Annotated in this window: 21 protein-coding genes; 17 read left to right on the top strand and 4 right to left on the bottom strand. The window is 56.8% G+C overall.

Annotated elements, in window-relative coordinates:
* Positions 1-115: 115 nt before the first annotated feature.
* The 4 genes from ugpA to ugpQ are packed head-to-tail and all read left to right on the top strand — an operon-like array spanning position 116 to position 3660.
* Entirely contained in the window at positions 116-1003 is an 888-nt protein-coding gene (gene ugpA / locus NUX24_RS16195; protein ID WP_033144396.1) for a sn-glycerol-3-phosphate ABC transporter permease UgpA, read from the top strand.
* Positions 1000-1845, top strand: a complete 846-nt coding sequence (gene ugpE, locus NUX24_RS16190; RefSeq protein ID WP_013099125.1) for a sn-glycerol-3-phosphate ABC transporter permease UgpE — start codon at positions 1000-1002, stop codon at positions 1843-1845. The genes ugpA and ugpE overlap by 4 nt, the downstream gene beginning before the upstream one ends.
* 1 nt (position 1846) lies before the next feature.
* Positions 1847-2917: a sn-glycerol-3-phosphate import ATP-binding protein UgpC gene (locus NUX24_RS16185; protein WP_126331154.1), complete on the top strand. Its 1071-nt coding sequence runs from the start codon at positions 1847-1849 to the stop codon at positions 2915-2917.
* Positions 2914-3660, top strand: a complete 747-nt coding sequence (gene ugpQ, locus NUX24_RS16180) for a glycerophosphodiester phosphodiesterase (protein WP_045888354.1) — start codon at positions 2914-2916, stop codon at positions 3658-3660. Before NUX24_RS16185 ends, ugpQ begins: the two co-directional genes overlap by 4 nt.
* Here ugpQ and NUX24_RS16175 read toward each other — a convergent pair.
* Complete coding sequence (locus tag NUX24_RS16175; protein WP_032650582.1) at positions 3644-4021, bottom strand: DUF2756 family protein; 378 nt, start codon at positions 4019-4021, stop codon at positions 3644-3646. The genes ugpQ and NUX24_RS16175 overlap by 17 nt on opposite strands.
* Positions 4022-4144: 123 nt before the next feature.
* Here NUX24_RS16175 and ggt point away from each other — a divergent pair, with 123 nt between their 5' ends.
* Entirely contained in the window at positions 4145-5890 is a 1746-nt protein-coding gene (gene ggt / locus NUX24_RS16170; RefSeq protein WP_185807274.1) for a gamma-glutamyltransferase, read from the top strand.
* Between the two features lie 91 nt (positions 5891-5981).
* Here the strand turns inward: ggt and yhhY are convergent, their stop codons facing one another.
* A complete protein-coding gene (yhhY, locus tag NUX24_RS16165) occupies positions 5982-6470 on the bottom strand; it encodes an N-acetyltransferase (protein WP_214577521.1) in 489 nt (162 codons plus the stop codon).
* Positions 6471-6725: 255 nt separating this feature from the next.
* Between yhhY and NUX24_RS16160 the strand changes: the two genes are divergently transcribed.
* From NUX24_RS16160 to gntU, 5 genes are all read left to right on the top strand, one after another.
* The gene (locus tag NUX24_RS16160) at positions 6726-7763 is read left to right on the top strand and encodes an oxidoreductase (protein WP_257832798.1); all 1038 of its coding nucleotides are present in this window, start codon (positions 6726-6728) and stop codon (positions 7761-7763) included.
* 122 nt (positions 7764-7885) lie between these two features.
* Positions 7886-8581 (top strand): pirin family protein, encoded by a 696-nt coding sequence (locus NUX24_RS16155; protein ID WP_003861565.1) that lies wholly within the window; start codon positions 7886-7888, stop codon positions 8579-8581.
* Between the two features lie 101 nt (positions 8582-8682).
* Positions 8683-9678, top strand: a complete 996-nt coding sequence (gene gntR / locus NUX24_RS16150) for a gluconate operon transcriptional repressor GntR (RefSeq protein ID WP_024906706.1) — start codon at positions 8683-8685, stop codon at positions 9676-9678.
* 126 nt (positions 9679-9804) lie between these two features.
* Entirely contained in the window at positions 9805-10332 is a 528-nt protein-coding gene (gene gntK / locus NUX24_RS16145; RefSeq protein WP_008503362.1) for a gluconokinase, read from the top strand.
* 3 nt (positions 10333-10335) lie between these two features.
* The gene (gene gntU, locus NUX24_RS16140) at positions 10336-11676 is read left to right on the top strand and encodes a gluconate transporter (protein ID WP_010436459.1); all 1341 of its coding nucleotides are present in this window, start codon (positions 10336-10338) and stop codon (positions 11674-11676) included.
* A gap of 118 nt (positions 11677-11794) precedes the next feature.
* Here gntU and plsB read toward each other — a convergent pair whose 3' ends face one another.
* Complete coding sequence (gene plsB / locus NUX24_RS16135; protein ID WP_033144402.1) at positions 11795-14215, bottom strand: glycerol-3-phosphate 1-O-acyltransferase PlsB; 2421 nt, start codon at positions 14213-14215, stop codon at positions 11795-11797.
* A 154-nt stretch (positions 14216-14369) separates the two neighbouring features.
* On the opposite strand from plsB, the gene NUX24_RS16130 reads away from it, so the two are divergent.
* The 4 genes from NUX24_RS16130 (at position 14370) to NUX24_RS16115 (ending at position 17186) form a co-directional block, all read left to right on the top strand.
* Positions 14370-14738 (top strand): diacylglycerol kinase, encoded by a 369-nt coding sequence (locus NUX24_RS16130; protein WP_111964212.1) that lies wholly within the window; start codon positions 14370-14372, stop codon positions 14736-14738.
* A 108-nt stretch (positions 14739-14846) separates the two neighbouring features.
* Complete coding sequence (gene lexA / locus NUX24_RS16125; protein WP_023310039.1) at positions 14847-15455, top strand: transcriptional repressor LexA; 609 nt, start codon at positions 14847-14849, stop codon at positions 15453-15455.
* 63 nt (positions 15456-15518) lie between these two features.
* The gene (dinF, locus tag NUX24_RS16120) at positions 15519-16856 is read left to right on the top strand and encodes an MATE family efflux transporter DinF (protein WP_257832789.1); all 1338 of its coding nucleotides are present in this window, start codon (positions 15519-15521) and stop codon (positions 16854-16856) included.
* Between the two features lie 120 nt (positions 16857-16976).
* A complete protein-coding gene (locus NUX24_RS16115) occupies positions 16977-17186 on the top strand; it encodes a CsbD family protein (protein ID WP_014830284.1) in 210 nt (69 codons plus the stop codon).
* A gap of 69 nt (positions 17187-17255) precedes the next feature.
* Here NUX24_RS16115 and zur read toward each other — a convergent pair whose 3' ends face one another.
* The gene (gene zur / locus NUX24_RS16110) at positions 17256-17768 is read right to left on the bottom strand and encodes a zinc uptake transcriptional repressor Zur (RefSeq protein WP_008503369.1); all 513 of its coding nucleotides are present in this window, start codon (positions 17766-17768) and stop codon (positions 17256-17258) included.
* A 115-nt stretch (positions 17769-17883) separates the two neighbouring features.
* On the opposite strand from zur, the gene NUX24_RS16105 reads away from it, so the two are divergent.
* From NUX24_RS16105 to dusA, 3 genes are all read left to right on the top strand, one after another.
* Positions 17884-18372: a cupin domain-containing protein gene (locus tag NUX24_RS16105; protein WP_214577514.1), complete on the top strand. Its 489-nt coding sequence runs from the start codon at positions 17884-17886 to the stop codon at positions 18370-18372.
* A 223-nt stretch (positions 18373-18595) separates the two neighbouring features.
* On the top strand, positions 18596-19855 hold the full coding sequence (locus NUX24_RS16100; protein ID WP_257832860.1) for a conjugal transfer protein TraF: 1260 nt from the start codon (positions 18596-18598) through the stop codon (positions 19853-19855).
* 82 nt (positions 19856-19937) lie between these two features.
* The gene (gene dusA / locus NUX24_RS16095) at positions 19938-20933 is read left to right on the top strand and encodes a tRNA dihydrouridine(20/20a) synthase DusA (RefSeq protein ID WP_257832786.1); all 996 of its coding nucleotides are present in this window, start codon (positions 19938-19940) and stop codon (positions 20931-20933) included.
* Positions 20934-20964 lie beyond the last annotated feature (31 nt).

Below are 20964 nucleotides of genomic sequence, written 5' to 3'. Positions count from 1 at the left end.
TGCCCGGTGACGCGCAGCGTTCCGGGCTTACGGATTAATGCGGCCTGATGCCCTCACCCCAACCCTCTCCCACAGGGAGAGGGAGAAAACCGAAATCGCCAGGAACCAAATCTCAATGTCATCATCCCGTCCGGTGTTCCGTTCCCGCTGGCTTCCGTACCTGTTGGTCGCGCCGCAGCTGGTCATCACCGTTATCTTCTTTATCTGGCCTGCGGGCGAAGCGCTGTGGTACTCGGTACAAAGCGTCGACCCGTTCGGGCTTTCCAGCCAGTTTGTTGGCCTGGACAACTTTACCGCGCTGTTTCACGACAGCTACTACCTGGATTCCTTCTGGACGACGATGAAGTTCAGCGCGCTGGTCACCGTCAGCGGCCTGGTTGCCTCGCTGTTTTTCGCCGCGCTGGTGGACTACGTGGTGCGCGGCAGCCGTATTTATCAAACCTTGATGCTGCTGCCTTACGCCGTAGCTCCCGCTGTCGCCGCCGTGCTGTGGATCTTCCTGTTTAACCCGGGGCGCGGGTTGATTACCCACTTCCTGGCAGAGTTCGGCTACGACTGGAACCATGCCCAGAACAGCGGCCAGGCGATGTTCCTGGTGGTGTTCGCCTCGGTGTGGAAGCAGATCAGCTACAACTTTCTGTTCTTCTTTGCCGCGCTGCAGTCCATTCCGCGCTCGCTGGTGGAAGCCGCGGCAATTGACGGCGCAGGGCCCATTCGTCGTTTCTTCAGGCTGTCGCTGCCGCTGATCGCCCCGGTGAGTTTCTTCCTGCTGGTGGTTAACCTCGTGTACGCCTTCTTCGATACCTTCCCGGTGATCGACGCGGCGACCGCAGGCGGCCCGGTGCAGGCGACAACGACGCTTATCTATAAGATCTATCGCGAAGGCTTTGCGGGGCTGGATCTCTCCGCCTCTGCCGCGCAGTCCGTCGTGCTGATGTTCCTCGTCATCATCCTCACGGTGGTGCAGTTCCGCTATGTCGAAAGTAAGGTGCGCTACCAATGATTGAGAACCGTCGCGGGCTGACGATTTTCAGCCATACCATGCTGATTCTGGGGATTATCGTCATCCTGTTTCCGCTGTACGTGGCCTTTGTCGCCGCCACGCTGGACACCAAAGCGGTGTTCGACACGCCGATGACGCTGATCCCAGGCACGCATCTTTTCGAGAACATGAAAACCATCTGGACCCAGGGCGTGGGCGCCAACAGCGCGCCGTTCTGGCTGATGATGCTCAACAGCTTCATCATGGCGTTCGGCATTACGGTGGGCAAAATCACGGTGTCGATGCTTTCGGCCTTCGCCATCGTCTGGTTCCGCTTTCCGCTGCGTAACCTCTTCTTCTGGATGATTTTTATCACCCTGATGCTGCCGGTGGAGGTGCGTATCTTCCCGACGGTGGAGGTGATTGCCAACCTGAAGATGCTCGACAGCTACGCGGGCTTAACCCTGCCGCTGATGGCCTCGGCGACCGCCACTTTCCTGTTCCGCCAGTTCTTTATGACCCTGCCGGACGAGCTGATTGAAGCGGCGCGTATCGACGGCGCGTCGCCGATGCGCTTCTTCCGCGACATCGTGCTGCCGCTGTCGAAAACCAATCTTGCGGCGCTGTTTGTGATCACCTTTATCTACGGCTGGAACCAGTACCTGTGGCCGCTGCTGATTATTCAGGACGTTAACCTCGGCACCGCCGTGGCGGGCATCAAAGGCATGATCGCCACCGGCGAAGGCACCACCCTCTGGAACCAGGTGATGGCGGCGATGCTGCTCACCCTTATCCCACCCGTAGTCATTGTTTTAGCCATGCAGCGCGCGTTTGTCCGCGGCCTGGTCGATAGCGAGAAATAAGATGGCAGGTTTAAAACTTCAGGCAGTAACCAAAAGCTGGGACGGCAAAACCCAGGTGATTCAGCCGCTCACGCTCGACGTGGCGGACGGGGAATTCATCGTGATGGTCGGCCCGTCCGGCTGCGGCAAATCCACCCTGCTGCGCATGGTGGCGGGGCTGGAGCGCGTGACGTCGGGGGATATCTGGATTGACCGCCAGCGCGTCACCGAGATGGAGCCGAAAGACAGAGGCATTGCGATGGTGTTCCAGAACTACGCCCTCTATCCGCACATGAGCGTGGAAGAGAACATGGCCTGGGGGCTGAAAATCCGCGGCATGGGCAAAGGCCATATCGACGAGCGCGTAAAAGAAGCGGCGCGCATTCTGGAACTCGACGGCCTGCTGAAGCGCCGCCCGCGGGAGCTCTCCGGCGGCCAGCGCCAGCGCGTGGCGATGGGGCGCGCCATCGTGCGCGACCCGGCGGTATTCCTCTTCGACGAGCCGCTGTCTAACCTCGACGCCAAGCTGCGCGTGCAGATGCGTCTTGAGCTGCAGCAGCTGCACCGTCGTCTGAAAACAACCTCCCTGTACGTGACCCACGATCAGGTCGAAGCCATGACCCTCGCCCAGCGCGTGATGGTAATGAACAAAGGCATCGCCGAGCAGATTGGCACTCCGGTGGAAGTGTACGAGAAACCGGCCACCCGCTTTGTGGCGAGCTTTATCGGCAGCCCGGCAATGAACCTGCTGGAAGGGCGTATCAGCAGCGCGGGCACGCATTTTGAGCTGGAAAGCGGGATGGCGTTGCCGATCAACTGGTACTATCGTGGCTACGCCGGGCGTAAGATGACGCTCGGTATCCGCCCGGAACATATCGGTTTAGCCTCTCAGGCGGAAGGCGGCGTGCCGCTGGTGATGGACACGCTGGAGATGTTGGGTGCAGATAACCTGGCGCACGGGCGCTGGGGCGAACAAAAAATGGTGGTGCGCCTGGCACATCAGGAGCGCCCTAAAGCCGGCAGCACGCTGTGGCTGCACCTGCCGGAAAACCATCTGCACCTGTTTGACGGTGAAACAGGACAACGAGTATGAGCAACTGGCCTTATCCCCACGTCGTCGCCCACCGGGGCGGCGGTAAGCTGGCCCCGGAAAACACGCTGGCGGCGATTGACGTTGGCGCGCGCTACGGTCACACGATGATCGAGTTCGACGCCAAGCTGTCGAAAGATGGCGAAATTTTCCTGCTGCATGACGATAACCTCGAACGCACCAGCAACGGCTGGGGCGTGGCGGGCGAGCTGCCGTGGCGCGATCTGCTGAAGGTGGACGCCGGAAGCTGGTACAGTGGCGAGTTCAAAGGCGAACCGCTGCCGCTGCTGGCGGAAGTGGCAGACCGCTGTCGCCAGCACGGCATGATGGCCAATATCGAAATCAAACCGACCACCGGCACCGGGCCGCTGACGGGCAAAGTTATTGCCCTGGCCGCGCGCGAGCTGTGGGAAGGGATGACCGCACCGCTGCTGTCATCATTTGAAATCGATGCGCTGGAGGCCGCACAGGCGGCCGTGCCGGAGCTGCCGCGCGGGCTGCTGCTGGACGAGTGGCGCGAGGACTGGCGCGAGCTGACGACACGCTTAGCGTGTGTCTCTATCCATCTCAACCACAGGCTGCTGGATGAGGCGCGGGTGAAGATGCTGAAGGACGCGGGCCTGCATATTCTGGTCTACACGGTTAACAAACCCCAGCGCGCAGCCGAACTGCTGCGCTGGGGCGTGGACAGTATCTGTACCGATGCAATCGACCTGATCGGCCCGGACTTTAGTTCTGCGGATTAAGCATACTGCCATTCGACTGCGGCGGCAGCATGTGCTGCTGTCCGCTGCCTGACGACGTCATTCCCCCTAACATCCCGCCGTTTTTATTCGGCAGCGGCTGCTCGCGCACCTGACCCTGCTGAACGCGCTGGGTGTTGGCGTTCATCTGATTTTGCAGGCTTTGCTGCTGCATCTGGGTCTGCGTTTTAAGCTGCTGGTTAAGCATCCCTTTCTGCTGCTGTTGCTGGCTCATCATCTCCGTCTGCATACGCTGCTGGCTCGGAATGACATAACCCTGCTGGTTCGGGTTGTTCATGGTGTTAAGCGGCTGTGCGAGCGCGGCAAACGGGATCAGCGCCGTAAGAATCAGTAAGCGTTTCATTGTCATTTCCTCCTTTTGAGGTCTCTCTTAAGTTTACCCTGATTTCACCATGACGATGATTTTTTAGGAGTTGTGAACCAGGCTTAAGCGGGGAATATGGATCCCTTCACCTGGAGAACAATAATGATGAAACCAACGTTTTTGCGCTGGGTCGCCATCGCCGCGCTGATGGCAGGCGGTACATTTAGCGTGGCGGCCAACCCGCCAGCGGCACCTCCGGTCTCTTACGGCGTGGAGGAAGATGTTTTTCATCCCGTGCGGGCAACCCATGGCATGGTGGCGTCAGTGGATGCCCTGGCAACAAAAGTGGGCGTCGATATTCTCAGGCAGGGCGGTAACGCGGTGGATGCAGCGGTCGCCGTCGGCTATGCGCTGGCGGTAACGCATCCGCAGGCGGGGAACCTGGGCGGCGGCGGCTTTATGATGCTGCGCACCAAAGATGGCAAAACCACCGCCATCGATTTCCGCGAAATGGCGCCTTCTCAGGCATCCCGCGATATGTTCCTCGACGACCAGGGTAACCCTGACAGCAAAAAATCCCTGACTTCGCACCTCGCCACCGGCACGCCGGGCACCGTTGCGGGCTTCTCGCTGGCGCTGGAAAAATACGGCACGATGCCGCTGAACAAGGTGGTGCAGCCTGCCATTAAACTGGCGCGGGACGGCTTTGTGGTGAACGATGCGCTGGCGGACGATCTTAAGACCTACGGCAGCGAAGTCATTCCCAATCATGAAAACAGCAAGGCCATCTTCTGGAAAGACGGCGAGCCGCTGAAGAAGGGCGATAAGCTGGTGCAGAAGAACCTCGCCAAAAGCCTGGAGCTGATTGCGGAGCACGGTCCGGACGCCTTCTACAAAGGGGCGATTGCCGACCAGATTGCCGAAGAGATGCAAAAGAATGGAGGGCTCATCACCAAAGCGGATCTGGCGGAATACAAGGCGGTGGAGCGCGAGCCGATTAGCGGCACCTATCGCGGATACGAGGTATTTTCCATGCCGCCTCCGTCCTCCGGTGGGATCCACATCGTGCAGATCCTCAACATTCTTGAAAACTTCGATATGCACAAGTTCGGCTTCGGCAGCGCGGACGCCATGCAGGTGATGGCGGAAGCGGAAAAACGCGCCTACGCCGACCGTTCGGAATATCTCGGCGATCCGGACTTCGTGAAGGTGCCGTGGCAGGCGCTGACCAACAAGGCGTATGCCAAATCCATTGCCGATCAGATCGACATCAACAAGGCTAAACCGTCGAGCGAGATCCGCCCCGGCAAGCTGGCGCCGTATGAAAGCAACCAGACCACCCACTTCTCGGTGGTGGATAAAGATGGTAACGCGGTGGCGGTGACGTACACGCTCAACACCACTTTCGGCACCGGGATTGTGGCAGGCAATAGCGGCATTCTTCTGAACAACGAGATGGATGACTTCTCTGCCAAGCCGGGCGTGCCGAACGTCTACGGGCTGGTCGGCGGCGATGCGAATGCGGTGGGGCCGAAGAAACGTCCGCTGTCGTCCATGTCGCCCACCATTGTCGTGAAAGACGGGAAAACCTGGCTGGTGACCGGAAGCCCTGGCGGGAGCCGTATTATCACTACCGTTCTGCAGATGGTGGTGAACAGCATCGACTTTGGGATGAACGTCGCCGAAGCGACCAACGCTCCGCGTTTCCATCACCAGTGGCTGCCGGACGAGCTGCGCGTGGAGAAGGGCTTTAGCCCGGACACCATCAAGCTGCTGGAGCAGCGCGGGCAGAAGGTGGCGGTGAAGGAGGCGATGGGCAGCACCCAGAGCATTATGGTGGGGCCGGACGGGGCGCTGTTTGGCGCGTCGGATCCGCGGTCGGTGGATGATTTGACGGCGGGGTATTAACGTGTTGTTGCCGGGTGGCGGCTTCGCCTTACCCGGCCTACGTTTATCATTCCCTCTCCCAGTGGGAGAGGGTTAGGGTGAGGGCAACAAACTACTTCATTCGCGCCATATAGTACGCATCCACATACTCGCCGTTGCGCAGTGCAAATTTCCTGCCGGTCCCTTCGATTTCAAAACCAAATTTTCGGTAAAGCGCGAGAGCGGGAGGGTTATCGGCAAACACCGTTAATTCAATCCGTTCAATACGCAGCCAGTTGTCACACAGGTTGATCATCTCGCGCATGAGCGCGCTCCCGACGCCGCGTCCTTGAGCGTGCGCCGCAACGCTGATGCCGAACGTTGCTACATGGCTGCGTCGCGGGCTGGCTTCCACCTGAAGCATCAGATCGCCGACGATTTGTTCATCAATGCAGGCAACCAGACGTCTTTGCCCTGGTTTTGTAATCAGACGTTCTTGCCAGTACTCAAGGGATGGATGAGGTAGCTGTAGCGTATCGTGATACACCCCGGGATGCATGTAGTTCTGGCGTAAGGCTTCGGCATCTTTCGGTTCCGCGTGGCGTATCACTATCTCACTCATTCCTTATTCCTCAGTCAGTTAAATGTCCCTTCCAACATCAATGACTTTAAAATTTGAGTCAACCGCTATTTTTTGCAAAAAGTATTGGACAAGTGCGAATGAGAATGATTATTATTGCTCTGCATTCAGGAAGACCGCTACGGGAACCTGAAAGCACGACATTGCTCACATTGCTTCCAGTATTACTTTAGCCAGCTTTTAGCTGGCTTTTTTTTGTTATGGTTAGACTCAGTAACCTTCCAAAAGGACTGAGCCATGACACTACATTGCGCATTTATTGGATTTGGTAAAAGTACGACCCGCTACCACCTGCCGTATGTTCTCAACCGTAAAGGCAGCTGGCATGTGGCCCATATCTATCGCCGCCGCGCGAAGCCGGAAGAGCAATCCCCGCAGTATTCTCATATCCATTTCACCAGCGATCTTGATGAAGTGCTTAACGACCCGCAGGTCAAACTGGTTGTTGTCTGCACCCACGCCGACAGCCATTTTGACTATGCCAAACGCGCGCTGGAAGCGGGTAAAAACGTGCTGGTAGAAAAACCGTTCACCCCAACTATTGCCGAAGCAAAAGAGCTGTTCGCGCTGGCGAAAAGTAAAGGCCTGACCGTTACGCCGTATCAGAACCGTCGCTTTGACAGCTGCTTCCTGACGGCGAAAAAAGCGATTGAAAGCGGCAAGCTGGGCGACATTGTGGAAATCGAAAGCCACTTCGATTACTACCGTCCGGTAGCGGAAACGCAACCCGGACTGCCGCAGGACGGCTCGTTCTTTGGTCTGGGCGTGCATACGATGGACCAGATCATCTCCCTGTTTGGCCGACCGGATCATGTCGCATACGACATCCGCAGCCTGCGTAACAAAGCTAACCCGGACGACACCTTTGAAGCGCAGCTGTTCTACGGCGACCTGAAAGCCATCGTCAAAACCAGCCATCTGGTGAAAATCGACTATCCGAAATTTATCGTTCACGGCACCCGAGGCTCGTTCATTAAGTACGGCATCGACCAGCAGGAGACCAGCCTGAAGGCCAACATCATGCCGGGCGAACCGGGTTTTGCGGCGGACGATTCCGTGGGTGTGCTGGAATACGTGAACGATGAGGGCGTGACGGTCAGGGAAGAGCTGAAACCGGAAATTGGCGATTATGGCCGCGTCTACGATGCGCTGTATGAAACCCTCACATCCGGCACGGCGAATTACGTCAAGGAATCTGACGTTCTGACCAACCTAGAAATCCTCGAGCGGGCCTTCGAGCAGGCTTCTCCTGCCACGATAACCCTCGCGAAATAAGCAAAAACGGCTCCTCTGCGCTTATTCATAATTTTTGAACAGAGGAGTCAATTTTCACCCTCTATGATCCCAGGCCGTTTGCGTCCACACTTACTCCATCGAAACGAACTGAGGGTGAAACAATGATCTACTTACGCAAAGCAAACGAACGTGGTCACGCGAATCATGGCTGGCTGGACTCATGGCATTCATTCTCGTTTGCCGACTACTACGACCCGAACTTCATGGGCTTCTCCGCACTGCGCGTGATTAACGACGACGTGATTGATGCAGGCCAGGGCTTCGGCACCCACCCGCACAAAGACATGGAAATCCTGACCTATGTGCTGGAAGGGGCGGTGGAACACCAGGACAGCATGGGCAACAAAGAGCAGGTTCCGGCGGGCGAGTTCCAGATTATGAGCGCGGGTACCGGGGTGCGTCACTCCGAGTACAACCCGAGCAAAACGGAAAAACTGCACCTGTACCAAATCTGGATCATTCCAGAAGAAACCGGCATCACGCCACGCTACGAGCAGCGTCGCTTCGACGCGAAACAGGGCAAACAGCTGGTGCTGTCCCCGGATGCGCGTGAAGGTTCCCTGAAGGTGCATCAGGATATGGAGCTGTACCGCTGGGCGCTGGCGAAAGACGAACAGTCTGTGCACCAGATTGCCGCCAACCGCCGCGTCTGGATCCAGGTGGTGAAAGGTGAAGTGTCCATCAACGGCACCAAAGCGACAACCGCCGATGGCCTGGCCGTCTGGGATGAGCAGGCGCTCTCCGTGCATGCCGACAGCGAAAGTGAAATTCTGCTGTTTGACCTGCCGCCGGTGTAATAAATCATAAATAAATGCCCATCCTTCCCTTTGACAGGGGAAGGATGGGCTTTGTCCGTGATAAACTGAGCAAATCTCTCACTTCAAGATTTCTCAGGACGATGAAAAAGAAACGCCCCGTACTTCAGGATGTCGCCGATCGCGTCGGTGTGACCAAAATGACGGTCAGCCGTTTTTTACGTAACCCGGAACAGGTTTCCGTGGCGTTACGTGGCAAGATTGCCGCTGCCCTTGATGAACTGGGTTATATCCCCAACCGCGCGCCAGATATTCTCTCCAATGCGACCAGCCGCGCAGTGGGCGTCCTGCTTCCTTCCCTGACCAACCAGGTTTTCGCCGAAGTTTTGCGCGGCATTGAAAGCGTCACCGATGCTTTTGGATATCAGACCATGCTCGCCCACTACGGGTACAAGCCGGAACTGGAAGAGGAACGTCTTGAATCGATGCTTTCCTGGAACATCGACGGCCTGATTTTAACCGAACGTACCCACACTGCGCGCACGCTCAAAATGATTGAAGTGGCCGGTATTCCGGTAGTGGAACTGATGGACAGCCAGTCGCCGTGCCTCGACATCGCCGTGGGGTTCGATAACTTCGAAGCGGCGCGGCAGATGACGGCGGCCATCATTGCCCGTGGGCATCGTCATATCGCCTATCTGGGTGCGCGTCTTGATGAACGTACTATCATCAAACAGAAGGGATACGAGCAGGCGATGCTCGACGCGAACTTAACCCCGTACAGCGTGATGGTGGAGCAGTCCTCCTCCTATACGTCGGGTATTGAGCTGATGCGTCAGGCGCGGCGCGAGTATCCGCAACTGGACGGTATTTTCTGTACTAACGATGACCTGGCGGTTGGCGCGGCGTTTGAGTGTCAGCGTCTGGGGCTCAAGATCCCTGATGATATGGCGATCGCCGGTTTCCACGGCCACGACATCGGCCAGGTGATGGAGCCGCGTCTGGCGAGCGTCCTGACCCCGCGTGAACGTATGGGCCGCATTGGCGCAGAACGCCTGCTGGCGCGCATTCGTGGTGAGGCAGTTACCCCGAAAATGTTAGATTTAGGTTTCACCTTGTCACCGGGTGGATCTATTTGAACTGACAAATTTGAAGTAGCTCACACTTATTCACTTCGCGCACGTTTGGATATTGCTTCTCTTTTGCCCCGGCAGGACAATGTTACCGATAACTGTTACCCGTAACAATTGACTGAGGGACACCCTTTGAGCACGACTAATCACGATCACCACGTCTACGTCCTGATGGGCGTTTCCGGTAGCGGGAAATCAGCCGTAGCCAGCGAAGTGGCGCATCAACTCCAGGCTGCGTTTCTTGATGGCGACTTCCTCCATCCGCGCAGCAACATCATGAAAATGGCCTCCGGCGAGCCGCTGAACGATGACGACCGCAAACCGTGGTTGCAGGCGCTGAATGACGCCGCGTTCGCGATGCAGCGCACCAACAAAGTCTCCCTGATCGTCTGTTCCGCGCTGAAAAAAACCTACCGCGACCTGCTGCGCGACGGCAACCCGAACCTCTCTTTCATCTACCTGAAAGGGGATTTCGAGGTGATTGAAAGTCGTCTGAAGGCGCGTAAAGGTCACTTCTTCAAAACCCAGATGCTGGTGACGCAGTTCGAAGCGCTGCAGGAGCCGGGTGAAGACGAGAAAGACGTCTTAGTGGTTGATATCGATCAGTCACTGGAGGGTGTTGTTGCCAGCACCATCGAGGTCATCAATAAAAGGCAGTAAGTTTTGAGTACATTAACGCTAGTTTTGACAGCAGTGGGTTCGGTATTGCTGCTGCTGTTTTTAGTGATGAAGGCGCGTATGCACGCCTTTGTTGCTTTGATGGTGGTTTCTATAGGTGCAGGTCTCTTTTCCGGTATGCCGCTCGACAAGATCGCCGCGACGATGGAAAAAGGGATGGGCGGCACGCTGGGCTTCCTGGCGATTGTGGTCGCGCTGGGCGCGATGTTTGGCAAGATTTTGCACGAGACGGGGGCGGTCGACCAGATTGCCGTCAAGATGCTGAAATCCTTCGGCCACAGCCGCGCGCACTACGCGATTGGTCTTGCGGGGCTGATTTGCGCGCTGCCGCTGTTCTTCGAAGTGGCCGTTGTGCTGCTGATAAGCGTCGCGTTCTCCATGGCACGCCATACCGGCACTAACCTCGTGAAGCTGGTCATTCCGCTGTTTGCGGGCGTGGCGGCGGCTGCAGCGTTTCTGCTGCCGGGGCCTGCGCCGATGCTGCTGGCATCCCAGATGCACGCCGACTTTGGCTGGATGATCCTGATTGGCCTGTGCGCGGCAATTCCGGGGATGATTATTGCCGGCCCGCTGTGGGGCAACTTCATCAGCCGTTACGTTGAGCTGCATATTCCGGATGACATCACCGAGCCGCACCTGGGCGAGGGCAAAATGCCGTCCTTCGGCTTCAGCCTGTCGCTGATCCTGCTGCCGCTGGTTCTCGTGGGTCTGAAAACCATCGCCGCGCGCTTTGTGCCGGTGGGTTCCAGCGCCTACGAATGGTTTGAGTTTATCGGTCACCCGTTCACGGCGATCCTGGTGGCGTGTCTGGTGGCGATTTACGGCCTGGCGATGCGTCAGGGAATGCCAAAAGACCGGGTGATGGAGATCTGCGGTGCCGCGCTGCAGCCGGCGGGCATTATTCTCCTGGTGATCGGCGCCGGCGGCGTGTTCAAGCAGGTGCTGGTGGATTCCGGCGTGGGCCCGGCTCTGGGCGAAGCGCTGACCGGGATGGGCCTGCCGATTGCGGTCACCTGCTTCGTGCTCGCTGCGGCGGTACGTATCATCCAGGGTTCCGCCACCGTGGCGTGTTTAACCGCCGTGGGTCTGGTGATGCCGGTGATTGAACAGCTGAACTACTCCGGTGCGCAGATGGCCGCGCTGTCTATCTGTATCGCGGGCGGTTCGATTGTGGTCTCTCACGTTAACGACGCGGGCTTCTGGCTGTTCGGTAAATTTACCGGCGCCACCGAAGCGCAAACCCTGAAAACCTGGACGCTGATGGAAACCATCCTCGGCACGACGGGTGCGATTGTCGGGATGATTGCTTTCACACTGCTGAGCTGAATGCGGTGATTTAACAAGGCTCAAAAATAAGGCCCGGTAGCGTTAACGCTTACCGGGCCTTTATATTTTGCAGAACGCTAGGCCGGGTCAGGTGAAATCACCACCCGGCTTTGTCACATCACTCGCCCTGCGTCGCGCTCTCGATCGTCAAGCGAACGTCCGAGGTGATCAGTTCGGCCAGCATCTGGTACACCTTCAGCGTCTCTTCCGGCTCGGCATCGCCCGTATCGCTGATGTAGCCTTCGTCACGCAGCGTCAGGACCAGAGAGCTGAAGACCGCTTTGTCGAAGAACTCAGGGGCGTTAATGCCGTGCAGAACGGACAGGCGCTGTGCCAGCGTCCGGCTCTCTTTCTCCAGCGTGCCGCGGTTGATAGACGGGTTCGCACTCAGCAGCCAGAACGTAATGGCGTAGCGCTGCAGCGTTTCACGCGCACCAGCCGCCAGCAGTTGCAGTGTACGGGAACGCGACGGATTGATGTGCAGCTCGTCGTTTGAGACGGTGATCAGCCCCTGACGACGCAGCTCCTCCGTCAGTTTGTCCAGTTCGCCCGCCAGCTCGTCTTTGCTCCAGCGCAGGAACAGCTCCGCTTTCAGCATCGGATAGAGCGTCTCAACGTGACGCAATAGCTCCTGACGCGAAATACGGCGATGCTGGGTGATGATAGCCGCCATGAGCGACGGCAGCATCAGCATATGGGTGATGTTGTTGCGGTAGTAGGTCATCAGCACTGCCTGCTCGCGCGGCAGAATGATGATGTCGCCGATCGTGTCCTTTTCGACTTCGAACTTGTTCATCTGCAGCGCGTGATCGATAAGCTCACTGGCGGTAGCAGAAGGCACGGTTGAATCAACGGAATAGGGCACGTTGCGCATCATGTCCAGATAGCAATCCAGCTGCTCCGTAAGCTGTTCGCGGGTCAGCGAGCGCTGACGCGAAGCCAGAAGCGCCGTACAGCACAGGTTCATGGCGTTAGCCGCACCGGCGTTGTTAATGCGCACCATCAGCTCGGACGCGATGCCGTTGACCGTTGGCGTCAGCCAGGCCGGACGAATCGCTTCGATAGGATCGATGGATTCGCGCCACTCGGGAACGTGATGGTTCAGATACGTCATCAGCGGCATCGGTTCGCCGAAGTTCACGTAGCCCTGACCCAGATTGCGTAGCTTGCTCAAGCCGCGCAGCATCTGCGGCAGGCTCTCTTTCTCTTTGGTCGCACCGCGCAGCTCTTTGGCGTACGTGCCCACTTCCATCACGTGCTCATAGCCAATGTAGATTGGCACCAGCGTGATTGGACGGGTTCCTCCGCGCAGCATCGCCTGAATGGTCATCGACAGCGTGCCGGTCTTCGGATCGAGCAGGCGTCCGGTACGGGAACGACCGCCCTCCACGAAGTACTCAACGGAATAGCCGCGGCTGAACAGCTCGCCCAGATATTCGCGGAACACGGTGGAGTAGAGCTTGTTGCCCTTGAAGGTGCGACGGATAAAGAACGCGCCCAGGCGGCGGAAAATCGGACCTGCTGGCCAGAAATTCAGGTTGATACCGGCAGCAATATGCGGCGGTACCAGCCCCTGGTGATAGAGCACGTAGGAAAGAAGCAGGTAGTCCATGTGGCTGCGGTGGCAGGGAACATAGACAATCTCATGGCCATCGTGCGCCAGCTGGCGTACGCGCTCGGCATTATGAACGTTGATGCCCTGATACAGGCGGTTCCAGGTAAAGCCGAGAATACGATCGGACAGGCGAATCATCTCGTAAGAGAAGTTCGCTGCAATCTCTTCCATCAGCGCAATGGCGTTCTGCTGGGCTTTCTCATGCGATATTTTCTTGCTGCGCGCTTCGTCTTCAACGGCGCGGGCAATCGCTTTGGAGGCCAACAGCTTGTTGAACAGATCCTGACGCGCCGGGAGACGCGGCCCTACGGCAGCCAGGCGCTGGCGGGCGAAGTGCATACGCGCCACGCGCGCCAGTTTTTGCGCGATGATCTTGTCGGTACCGTGCTCGTCCGCCATTCGACGCAGCGAAACGGAAGGGGAGAAACGCACAAAGCTGTCGCGTCCCAGCCAGGAGACCGCGAAGAACTTCTGGATGCCGTTAAGCATGCGCAGCGGCGGGTTCTCTTCACCTTTTTCACGGCCCGGACGACGACCAAACATCACCGATACCGGCACCATCTGCACATCCAGATCGGGGTTGCTGCGGTGCAGGTCAAGATAGTCGTGGAACAGCTTGATGGACTCTTCTTTTGGCGTGTAGTAGGTAAACACGCGCGGTCCACCGTGAATGAACACGTAGCGCGGCAGTAAAGTGCCGTCAACTTCCAGCGGTTCAAGCGGGTCCGGTAAGTCATGCGCCAGACACTGGGCGCGAAGCGTCAGTAAGTCTGCCTTCGAGTTATAAGGCAAAACATACATAATAGGACGCGAGGTATCGAGCCCCAATTCCAGCGCGGGTTCTGCTGGGATAGACTTGCTTTTTACCAGGATGCTTAATGGTAAATTAAGTAATTTGTAGTAAATTCGTGGCCAGCCGGACATAAACGATGTAAAGCCTCTGGTTAATAATGCAATTGCGGCGCAAGGATAACAGAAAGCGCGCAAAATTTCTGTTGTTACCCGTCATACTTCAGGCTGTAGCGAAACGCGCTACAGTTCCTGTTACTGACGCTTTTTTTCATAAAAGGTTCTTTTAATGGCCAATAATACCACTGGGTTAACGCGTATCATCAAAGCCGCCGGCTATTCATGGAAAGGTTTCCGTGCCGCATGGGCCAACGAGGCCGCCTTTCGCCAGGAGGGCGTCGCCGCTATCATCGCGGTGATCGTCGCCTGTTTCCTTGATGTTGATGCTATTACCCGCGTACTTCTTATCGGTTCCGTGCTTCTGGTGATGATAGTGGAAATTCTTAATAGCGCTATTGAGGCCGTTGTCGATCGCATTGGTTCAGATTTCCACGAGCTTTCTGGCCGCGCAAAAGACATGGGCTCTGCTGCCGTATTGCTGGCGATTATCACTGCCGTTATCACCTGGGTCACGCTGCTTTGGTCACATTTCCGATGAGCCTCGAGGAATAATTAAGTCCCTGGTTTTTTGTGCAGTTTTTGGTTCCAAAATCGCCTTTGACTGTATATACTCACAGCATAACTGTATATACACCCAGGGGGCGGAATGAAAGCGTTAACGACCAGGCAGCAAGAGGTGTTTGATCTCATCCGGGATCATATCGGCCAGACGGGTATGCCACCCACGCGTGCGGAAATCGCGCAGCGTCTGGGTTTCCGTTCTCCGAATGCTGCCGAAGAACACCTGAAAGCGCTGGCGCGTAAAGGCGTGATTGAGATTGTTTCAGGCGCGTCACGCGGTATCCGCCTGCTGGTGGAAGAAGAGACGGGCATTCCGCTGATAGGCCGTGTTGCCGCCGGTGAGCCTTTACTGGCACAGCAGCATATTGAAGGCCACTACCAGGTCGATCCTGGCATGTTCAAACCGAGCGCTGATTTCCTGCTGCGCGTCAGTGGTATGTCTATGAAAGACATCGGTATTCTTGACGGCGATCTGCTTGCGGTCCATAAAACGCAGGATGTGCGTAACGGCCAGGTGGTTGTCGCGCGCATTGATGATGAAGTTACCGTCAAACGTCTGAAAAAACAGGGGAACACCGTTCAGCTGCTGCCTGAAAACAACGAGTTCTCCCCGATTGTGGTCGATCTTCGCGAACACAACTTCTCTATCGAAGGACTGGCGGTTGGGGTCATTCGCAACGGTGAATGGCTATAATCTCTTCCTGACAGGCTATGGCGCCGCTGTAGCCTGCTTCATTCCACACTCCCGGTATTTTTCATGTCACTGCTGACGGCATCAGATAAGGCATTGTGGCGTCTTGCTCTGCCGATGATTTTCTCCAATATCACCGTGCCCTTGCTGGGTCTGGTCGATACTGCCGTTATTGGTCATCTTGGTTCGCCTGTTTATCTTGGCGGCGTGGCGATTGGCGCGACGGCAACCAGTTTCCTGTTTATGCTGCTGCTCTTTTTGCGCATGAGCACCACTGGGCTCACGGCACAGGCTTATGGTGCAAAAGATCCGCTGCGCCTGGCGCGCGCGCTGGTCCAGCCGCTGATCCTTGCGCTTGGTGCGGGAGCATTAATCATTGTATTGCGTGCGCCCCTGATCGACCTTGCGCTCCATGTTGTCGGCGGCAGCGAGGCGGTGCTGGCTCAGGCGCGCCGTTTCCTTGAAATCCGCTGGCTCAGCGCGCCCGCCTCGCTGGCAAACCTGGTTCTGCTGGGGTGGCTACTGGGCGTGCAGTACGCCCGTGCGCCAGTGATTTTGCTGGTGGTAGGCAACCTTCTCAACATTGTGCTGGATGTCTGGCTGGTAATGGGCCTGCATATGAACGTGCGGGGCGCGGCGCTGGCGACGGCAATTGCCGAATACGGGACCTTTATCATTGGCTTGTGGATGGTCTGGCGCGTGCTGGCGATGCGCGGGATCTCCCTGACGCTGCTCAAAACCTCATGGCGCGGCAATATCCGTAAGCTGCTGGCCCTCAACCGTGACATCATGCTGCGCTCGCTGCTGCTTCAGCTCTGCTTCGGCGCGCTGACGGTTTTCGGGGCTCGACTGGGGCCAGAAATCGTCGCGGTCAACGCGGTATTGATGACGTTGCTGACGTTCACCGCCTACGCGCTGGACGGTTTTGCCTATGCGGTTGAAGCGCATTCCGGGCAGGCGTACGGTGCGCGTGAAAGCGGGCAGCTGCGGGACGTCTGGCGGGCAGCCTGCCGCCAGTCAGGGCTGGTGGCGCTGGCGTTCGGCCTGGTTTACGCCTGCTTTGGTGAGCAGATTGTTGCATTGCTGACGTCTATCCCTGCGCTACGCGAACTGGCGAGTCACTATCTCATCTGGCAAGTCATCTTACCGGTGGTCGGCGTCTGGTGTTATCTGCTGGACGGCATGTTTATTGGGGCGACGCGCGGAGCCGAAATGCGAAACAGCATGGCTGTTGCGGCCGCAGGGTTCGGCCTGACGCTGCTGACGCTTCCCTGGCTGGGTAATCACGGTTTGTGGCTGGCCCTGGCCGTTTTCCTCTCGCTGCGTGGGTTATCGCTGGCTTTTATCTGGCGGCGCCACTGGCAGAACAATACCTGGCTCCCCTCGCGGCACGATATATCGTAACGGTTAAAGATTCCGAATATGAAATCAACTGCCGAGTCCTTAACTACAATAATTATCACGTCCAGCAGAAAAGAACGTAACGGACGTTACGACCCGACGCTTAACTAAGAGGACACGATGATGAATAAAGACGAAATCGGCGGCAACTGGAAGCAGTTCAAAGGTAAAGCGAAAGAACAGTGGGGTAAGCTGACCGATGACGATATGACCGTCATTGAAGGTAAACGCGATCAGCTTGTCGGTAAAATCCAGGAGCGTTACGGCTACGCGAAAGACCAGGCGGAAAAAGAAGTGGGCGACTGGGAAAAACGCAACGACTACCGCTGGTAACCGGGCTATACCCGCAAGTACAAGGAAGTACACCCTGAGGGCGGCCATGAGCCGCCTTTTCTTTTGCCGTTAACGCGGTTTTTTCTTCACAAGAATAGAGTGGTCGTGCTGACACGCGTCCTGATGACGGCAGGCTTCCACTTCCACGCAGGCAGAACACAGCCCGTGCGCCTCAATCACGTTATGACGCAGGGCAAAACCCATTTTTGCTGCCAGCGTATGCATAATATCTTCCACACCTTCCGCAGCCTCTTCTTTCACCACGCCGCAGCGGTCACAGATAAACATCGCCGATGTGTGGGTGGGCTGATCGAACAGATGGCACAACACATAGCTGTTTGTGGACTCAACCTTATGCACGAACCCTTGTTCCAGCAGGAAATCCAGGGCGCGATACACGGTCGGTGGTTTCGCCTGCGGCTCGCTTTCGCGGAGCAGGTCGAGCAGATCGTAGGCGCTGATGGCACCCTGCTGCAGGCTCATCAGACGTAGGACTTCAAGGCGCTGCGGAGTCAGGCGCACATTGCGTTGCGCACACAGCTTTTCGGCCTGCGCTAACAGCTCTTTTGTGGACTTATCCATTTAGCACCCCGGATGTTATAGGACGGAAAACCCTCACTTTATCATGTTCTGGTAAAAACGCCGAGATCCGCCAGTCTGTGCTATACCTGACCCATTACAAACCGGGAAATAAACAATGAAAAAACCTGACTGTATTCGGCACTGGCGCGACGTAGAAGGCGCGGATGATTCGACCTATCCCGACAGCGACGAGCTGTTTTCTATCGGTGCCCCGCTGGCGCGCAAGCTTGGGCTCGGGCGCATTGGTATCCATCATGAGCGTTTACCGCCCGGGCGCAGGACGTCCTATCCGCATGCGGAAAGCGATGAAGAAGAGTTCGTTTATGTGCTCGAAGGTCATCCAGATGCGTGGATCAATGGCTATTTATGGAAACTTGAACCGGGCGACAGCGTGGGGTTTCCTGCCGGAACCGGTATTTGCCACACCTTTATCAACAACACGGACGAAGAGGTGCGGTTACTAGTCGTTGGCGAGGCCAACAAGAAGCACAACCGCATCTACTATCCTCTTAACCCCGTGTATGCCGCTACCCGTGAGGATCGCTGGGTAGACCACCCGCCCCAGTTTTTTGGACCGCATGATGGAAAACCTGGGAAAAAATAATTTCCTCTTCTATAAATATTGAGGGCCGTCACAAAATATAACAGGCCGTAAGGGAGTTTTACTTAGGGATAGAAATAGCGGGTCTTTTACTACTTATTCACAGCAATAGTTCGTTCCTGTTTGGGTGATAACAGACAGGGGTTATTTCATAACAGACTATAACGGGCATACTGTGAAAAAATATTTTAAATTTTCGGTGGTGAGTATCGCTGTTTCCTTGTTTATGGCAAATCAGGCGGGAGCAGCCAATACCTGGACAGAATCACGGAGTGACGCAATGGGTGGCACTGGCGTTGCCTCCGGGAGCTATGGTAGCGGGGCGTTAATCAACCCCGCGTTGCTGGCAAAGGCAAAACCGGACGATGATGTGACGGTCATTTTGCCGGCCGTTGGCGTCCAGGTGACGGATGAGGACAATCTTCAGGCTGAGATTGATACCATCAACGACAAAATCAATCATTATAAGGATGTGGTTGATAACCTTACGCCAATTCAGGTCATCACCAATCCGTTAGGTTCCATTAATCAATTCCAGGGCGCGGCCAAAGATCTGGCCGATGAGCTGGACTATCTCAAGGGTAAAACCGCACGCGCGACGGCAGGCGCTGGGCTTGCCGTGAGTATTCCTAACGATGTGCTTTCCGTGGCCTTTATGGCGAAAGGGTACGCCCATGGCCGTGTGAGTTCGTCTATCGATCAGCAAGATATTGATTATCTGCGCGGTATTCAACGAAGCAATGTGGTGGCTGCCGGTGTTGCCCTGGACGCTGCGCTGAACGGCACGGATCAGATCACTAAAAACCTCAACTCAACGGCGTCTGGCCGTGCGGCGATTGTGTCCGACTACGGCGTTGCCGTTGCCCGTCAGTTTGACCTCGGCGGCGTCCCGGTTTCCGTAGGGGTTACGCCAAAGCTGCAAAAAACCTGGGTCTATAACTACACCACGTCAATCTACGATTACGACAGTAACAAGTGGAACGACAGCCGCTACCGCACGGACGACACGGGCTTTAACGTCGATGCCGGTATTGCGGCTGATTTCGGCGAACACTGGACCGTTGGCGTGAGCGGCCAAAACCTGATGTCGCGCGACATCGACACCAAAGATATCCGTATCCGCAACGGCCGTACGGGAGAAGTGGTGAGCTATAAAGACACCTATCAGATCCGTCCGCTGGTGACCGCCGGTGCCGCCTGGCATAACGACCTGGTGACGCTGACCGCCGATGGCGATCTGACGGAAACCAAAGGCTTCAAGAGCGAAGATACGTCGCAGTACGTTGGTGTCGGTGCCGAGGTTACGCCGCTCAGCTGGCTGGCGGTGCGTGCGGGTTATCGCGCGGACGTGAAGGGTAACGACAGCAACGTCTTTACCGGTGGTGTCGGTTTCGCACCGTTCAGCACCGTTCATGTTGACCTGATGGGCCTGTACGGCGAGGACGAAACCTGGGGCGCCGGGGCTCAGCTGAGCATGACGTTCTAAAGTCCACCGGAGGCGCTGCGCCTCCGGCTTTTCTTTGTGCTATAGTAGTGCCCCTTTTCCACCAGATGCTTAAAACTTCGCCATGTCGTCAGAATTACAGACCGTTTTCCCTGCACATCGTTTCTCCATTGCGCCGATGCTCGACTGGACGGACAGACACTGCCGCTACTTCCTGCGTCAGCTCTCCCGCCATACGCTGCTGTACACCGAAATGGTGACCACGGGCGCAATCATTCACGGGAAGGGCGACTATCTGGCCTATAGCGAAGAAGAGCATCCGGTTGCCCTGCAGCTGGGCGGCAGCGATCCGGCCGCGCTGGCGCAGTGCGCGAAGCTGGCAGAAGAACGCGGCTACGACGAGATCAACCTTAACGTTGGCTGCCCGTCCGACCGCGTGCAAAACGGTATGTTTGGCGCCTGTCTGATGGGGAATGCGCAACTGGTAGCGGACTGTATCAAGGCGATGCGCGACGTGGTCTCCATTCCGGTCACGGTCAAAACCCGTATCGGCATTGACGACCAGGACAGCTACGAGTTCCTGTGCGACTTTATCAGCACGGTATCCGGGAAAGGAGAATGCGAGATGTTTATCATCCACGCGCGAAAAGCCTGGCTGTCCGGCCTCAGCCCGAAAGAGAACCGTGAGATCCCGCCGCTGGACTATCCGCGCGTGTATCAACTGAAGCGTGACTTCCCGCACCTGACGATGTCCATCAACGGTGGCATCAAGTCGCTGGAAGAGGCCAAAGCGCATCTGGAACATGTGGATGGCGTGATGGTCGGGCGCGAGGCGTATCAGAACCCGGGCATTCTGGCGACGGTCGATCGCGAAATCTTTGGCATCGAAGGTGCGGACACCGATCCGGTTGCCGTCGTGCGTGCGATGTACCCTTACATTGAGCGCGAGTTGAGCAATGGCACGTATCTCGGCCATATCACCCGCCATATGCTTGGCCTGTTCCAGGGTATTCCGGGCGCGCGCCAGTGGCGCCGCTACCTGAGCGAGAATGCGCATAAAGCCGGAGCCGATATTGAGGTGCTGGAACATGCGCTGCGACTGGTGGCAGACAAGCGATAACTTTCGCTAAAAGTTCGTCAAATTCACCACG

The organism is Enterobacter sp. HG048, assembly GCF_024702055.1.
In the GTDB taxonomy this organism is placed as follows: Bacteria; Pseudomonadota; Gammaproteobacteria; order Enterobacterales; family Enterobacteriaceae; genus Enterobacter; species Enterobacter dykesii.
This window is presented reverse-complemented; position numbering and strand designations above follow the sequence as displayed.

What these genes read in the sequence shown, in the direction of transcription:
- ugpA (WP_033144396.1), top strand. Translation starts at nt 116, where the DNA reads ATGTCATCATCCCGTCCGGTGTTCCGTTCCCGCTGGCTTCCGTACCTG.
- ugpE (WP_013099125.1), top strand. Translation starts at nt 1,000, where the DNA reads ATGATTGAGAACCGTCGCGGGCTGACGATTTTCAGCCATACCATGCTG.
- NUX24_RS16185 (WP_126331154.1), top strand. Translation starts at nt 1,847, where the DNA reads ATGGCAGGTTTAAAACTTCAGGCAGTAACCAAAAGCTGGGACGGCAAA.
- ugpQ (WP_045888354.1), top strand. Translation starts at nt 2,914, where the DNA reads ATGAGCAACTGGCCTTATCCCCACGTCGTCGCCCACCGGGGCGGCGGT.
- NUX24_RS16175 (WP_032650582.1), bottom strand. Translation starts at nt 4,021, where the DNA reads ATGAAACGCTTACTGATTCTTACGGCGCTGATCCCGTTTGCCGCGCTC.
- ggt (WP_185807274.1), top strand. Translation starts at nt 4,145, where the DNA reads ATGATGAAACCAACGTTTTTGCGCTGGGTCGCCATCGCCGCGCTGATG.
- yhhY (WP_214577521.1), bottom strand. Translation starts at nt 6,470, where the DNA reads ATGAGTGAGATAGTGATACGCCACGCGGAACCGAAAGATGCCGAAGCC.
- NUX24_RS16160 (WP_257832798.1), top strand. Translation starts at nt 6,726, where the DNA reads ATGACACTACATTGCGCATTTATTGGATTTGGTAAAAGTACGACCCGC.
- NUX24_RS16155 (WP_003861565.1), top strand. Translation starts at nt 7,886, where the DNA reads ATGATCTACTTACGCAAAGCAAACGAACGTGGTCACGCGAATCATGGC.
- gntR (WP_024906706.1), top strand. Translation starts at nt 8,683, where the DNA reads ATGAAAAAGAAACGCCCCGTACTTCAGGATGTCGCCGATCGCGTCGGT.
- plsB (WP_033144402.1), bottom strand. Translation starts at nt 14,215, where the DNA reads ATGTCCGGCTGGCCACGAATTTACTACAAATTACTTAATTTACCATTA.
- NUX24_RS16130 (WP_111964212.1), top strand. Translation starts at nt 14,370, where the DNA reads ATGGCCAATAATACCACTGGGTTAACGCGTATCATCAAAGCCGCCGGC.
- lexA (WP_023310039.1), top strand. Translation starts at nt 14,847, where the DNA reads ATGAAAGCGTTAACGACCAGGCAGCAAGAGGTGTTTGATCTCATCCGG.
- dinF (WP_257832789.1), top strand. Translation starts at nt 15,519, where the DNA reads ATGTCACTGCTGACGGCATCAGATAAGGCATTGTGGCGTCTTGCTCTG.
- NUX24_RS16115 (WP_014830284.1), top strand. Translation starts at nt 16,977, where the DNA reads ATGAATAAAGACGAAATCGGCGGCAACTGGAAGCAGTTCAAAGGTAAA.
- zur (WP_008503369.1), bottom strand. Translation starts at nt 17,768, where the DNA reads ATGGATAAGTCCACAAAAGAGCTGTTAGCGCAGGCCGAAAAGCTGTGT.
- NUX24_RS16105 (WP_214577514.1), top strand. Translation starts at nt 17,884, where the DNA reads ATGAAAAAACCTGACTGTATTCGGCACTGGCGCGACGTAGAAGGCGCG.
- NUX24_RS16100 (WP_257832860.1), top strand. Translation starts at nt 18,596, where the DNA reads ATGGCAAATCAGGCGGGAGCAGCCAATACCTGGACAGAATCACGGAGT.
- dusA (WP_257832786.1), top strand. Translation starts at nt 19,938, where the DNA reads ATGTCGTCAGAATTACAGACCGTTTTCCCTGCACATCGTTTCTCCATT.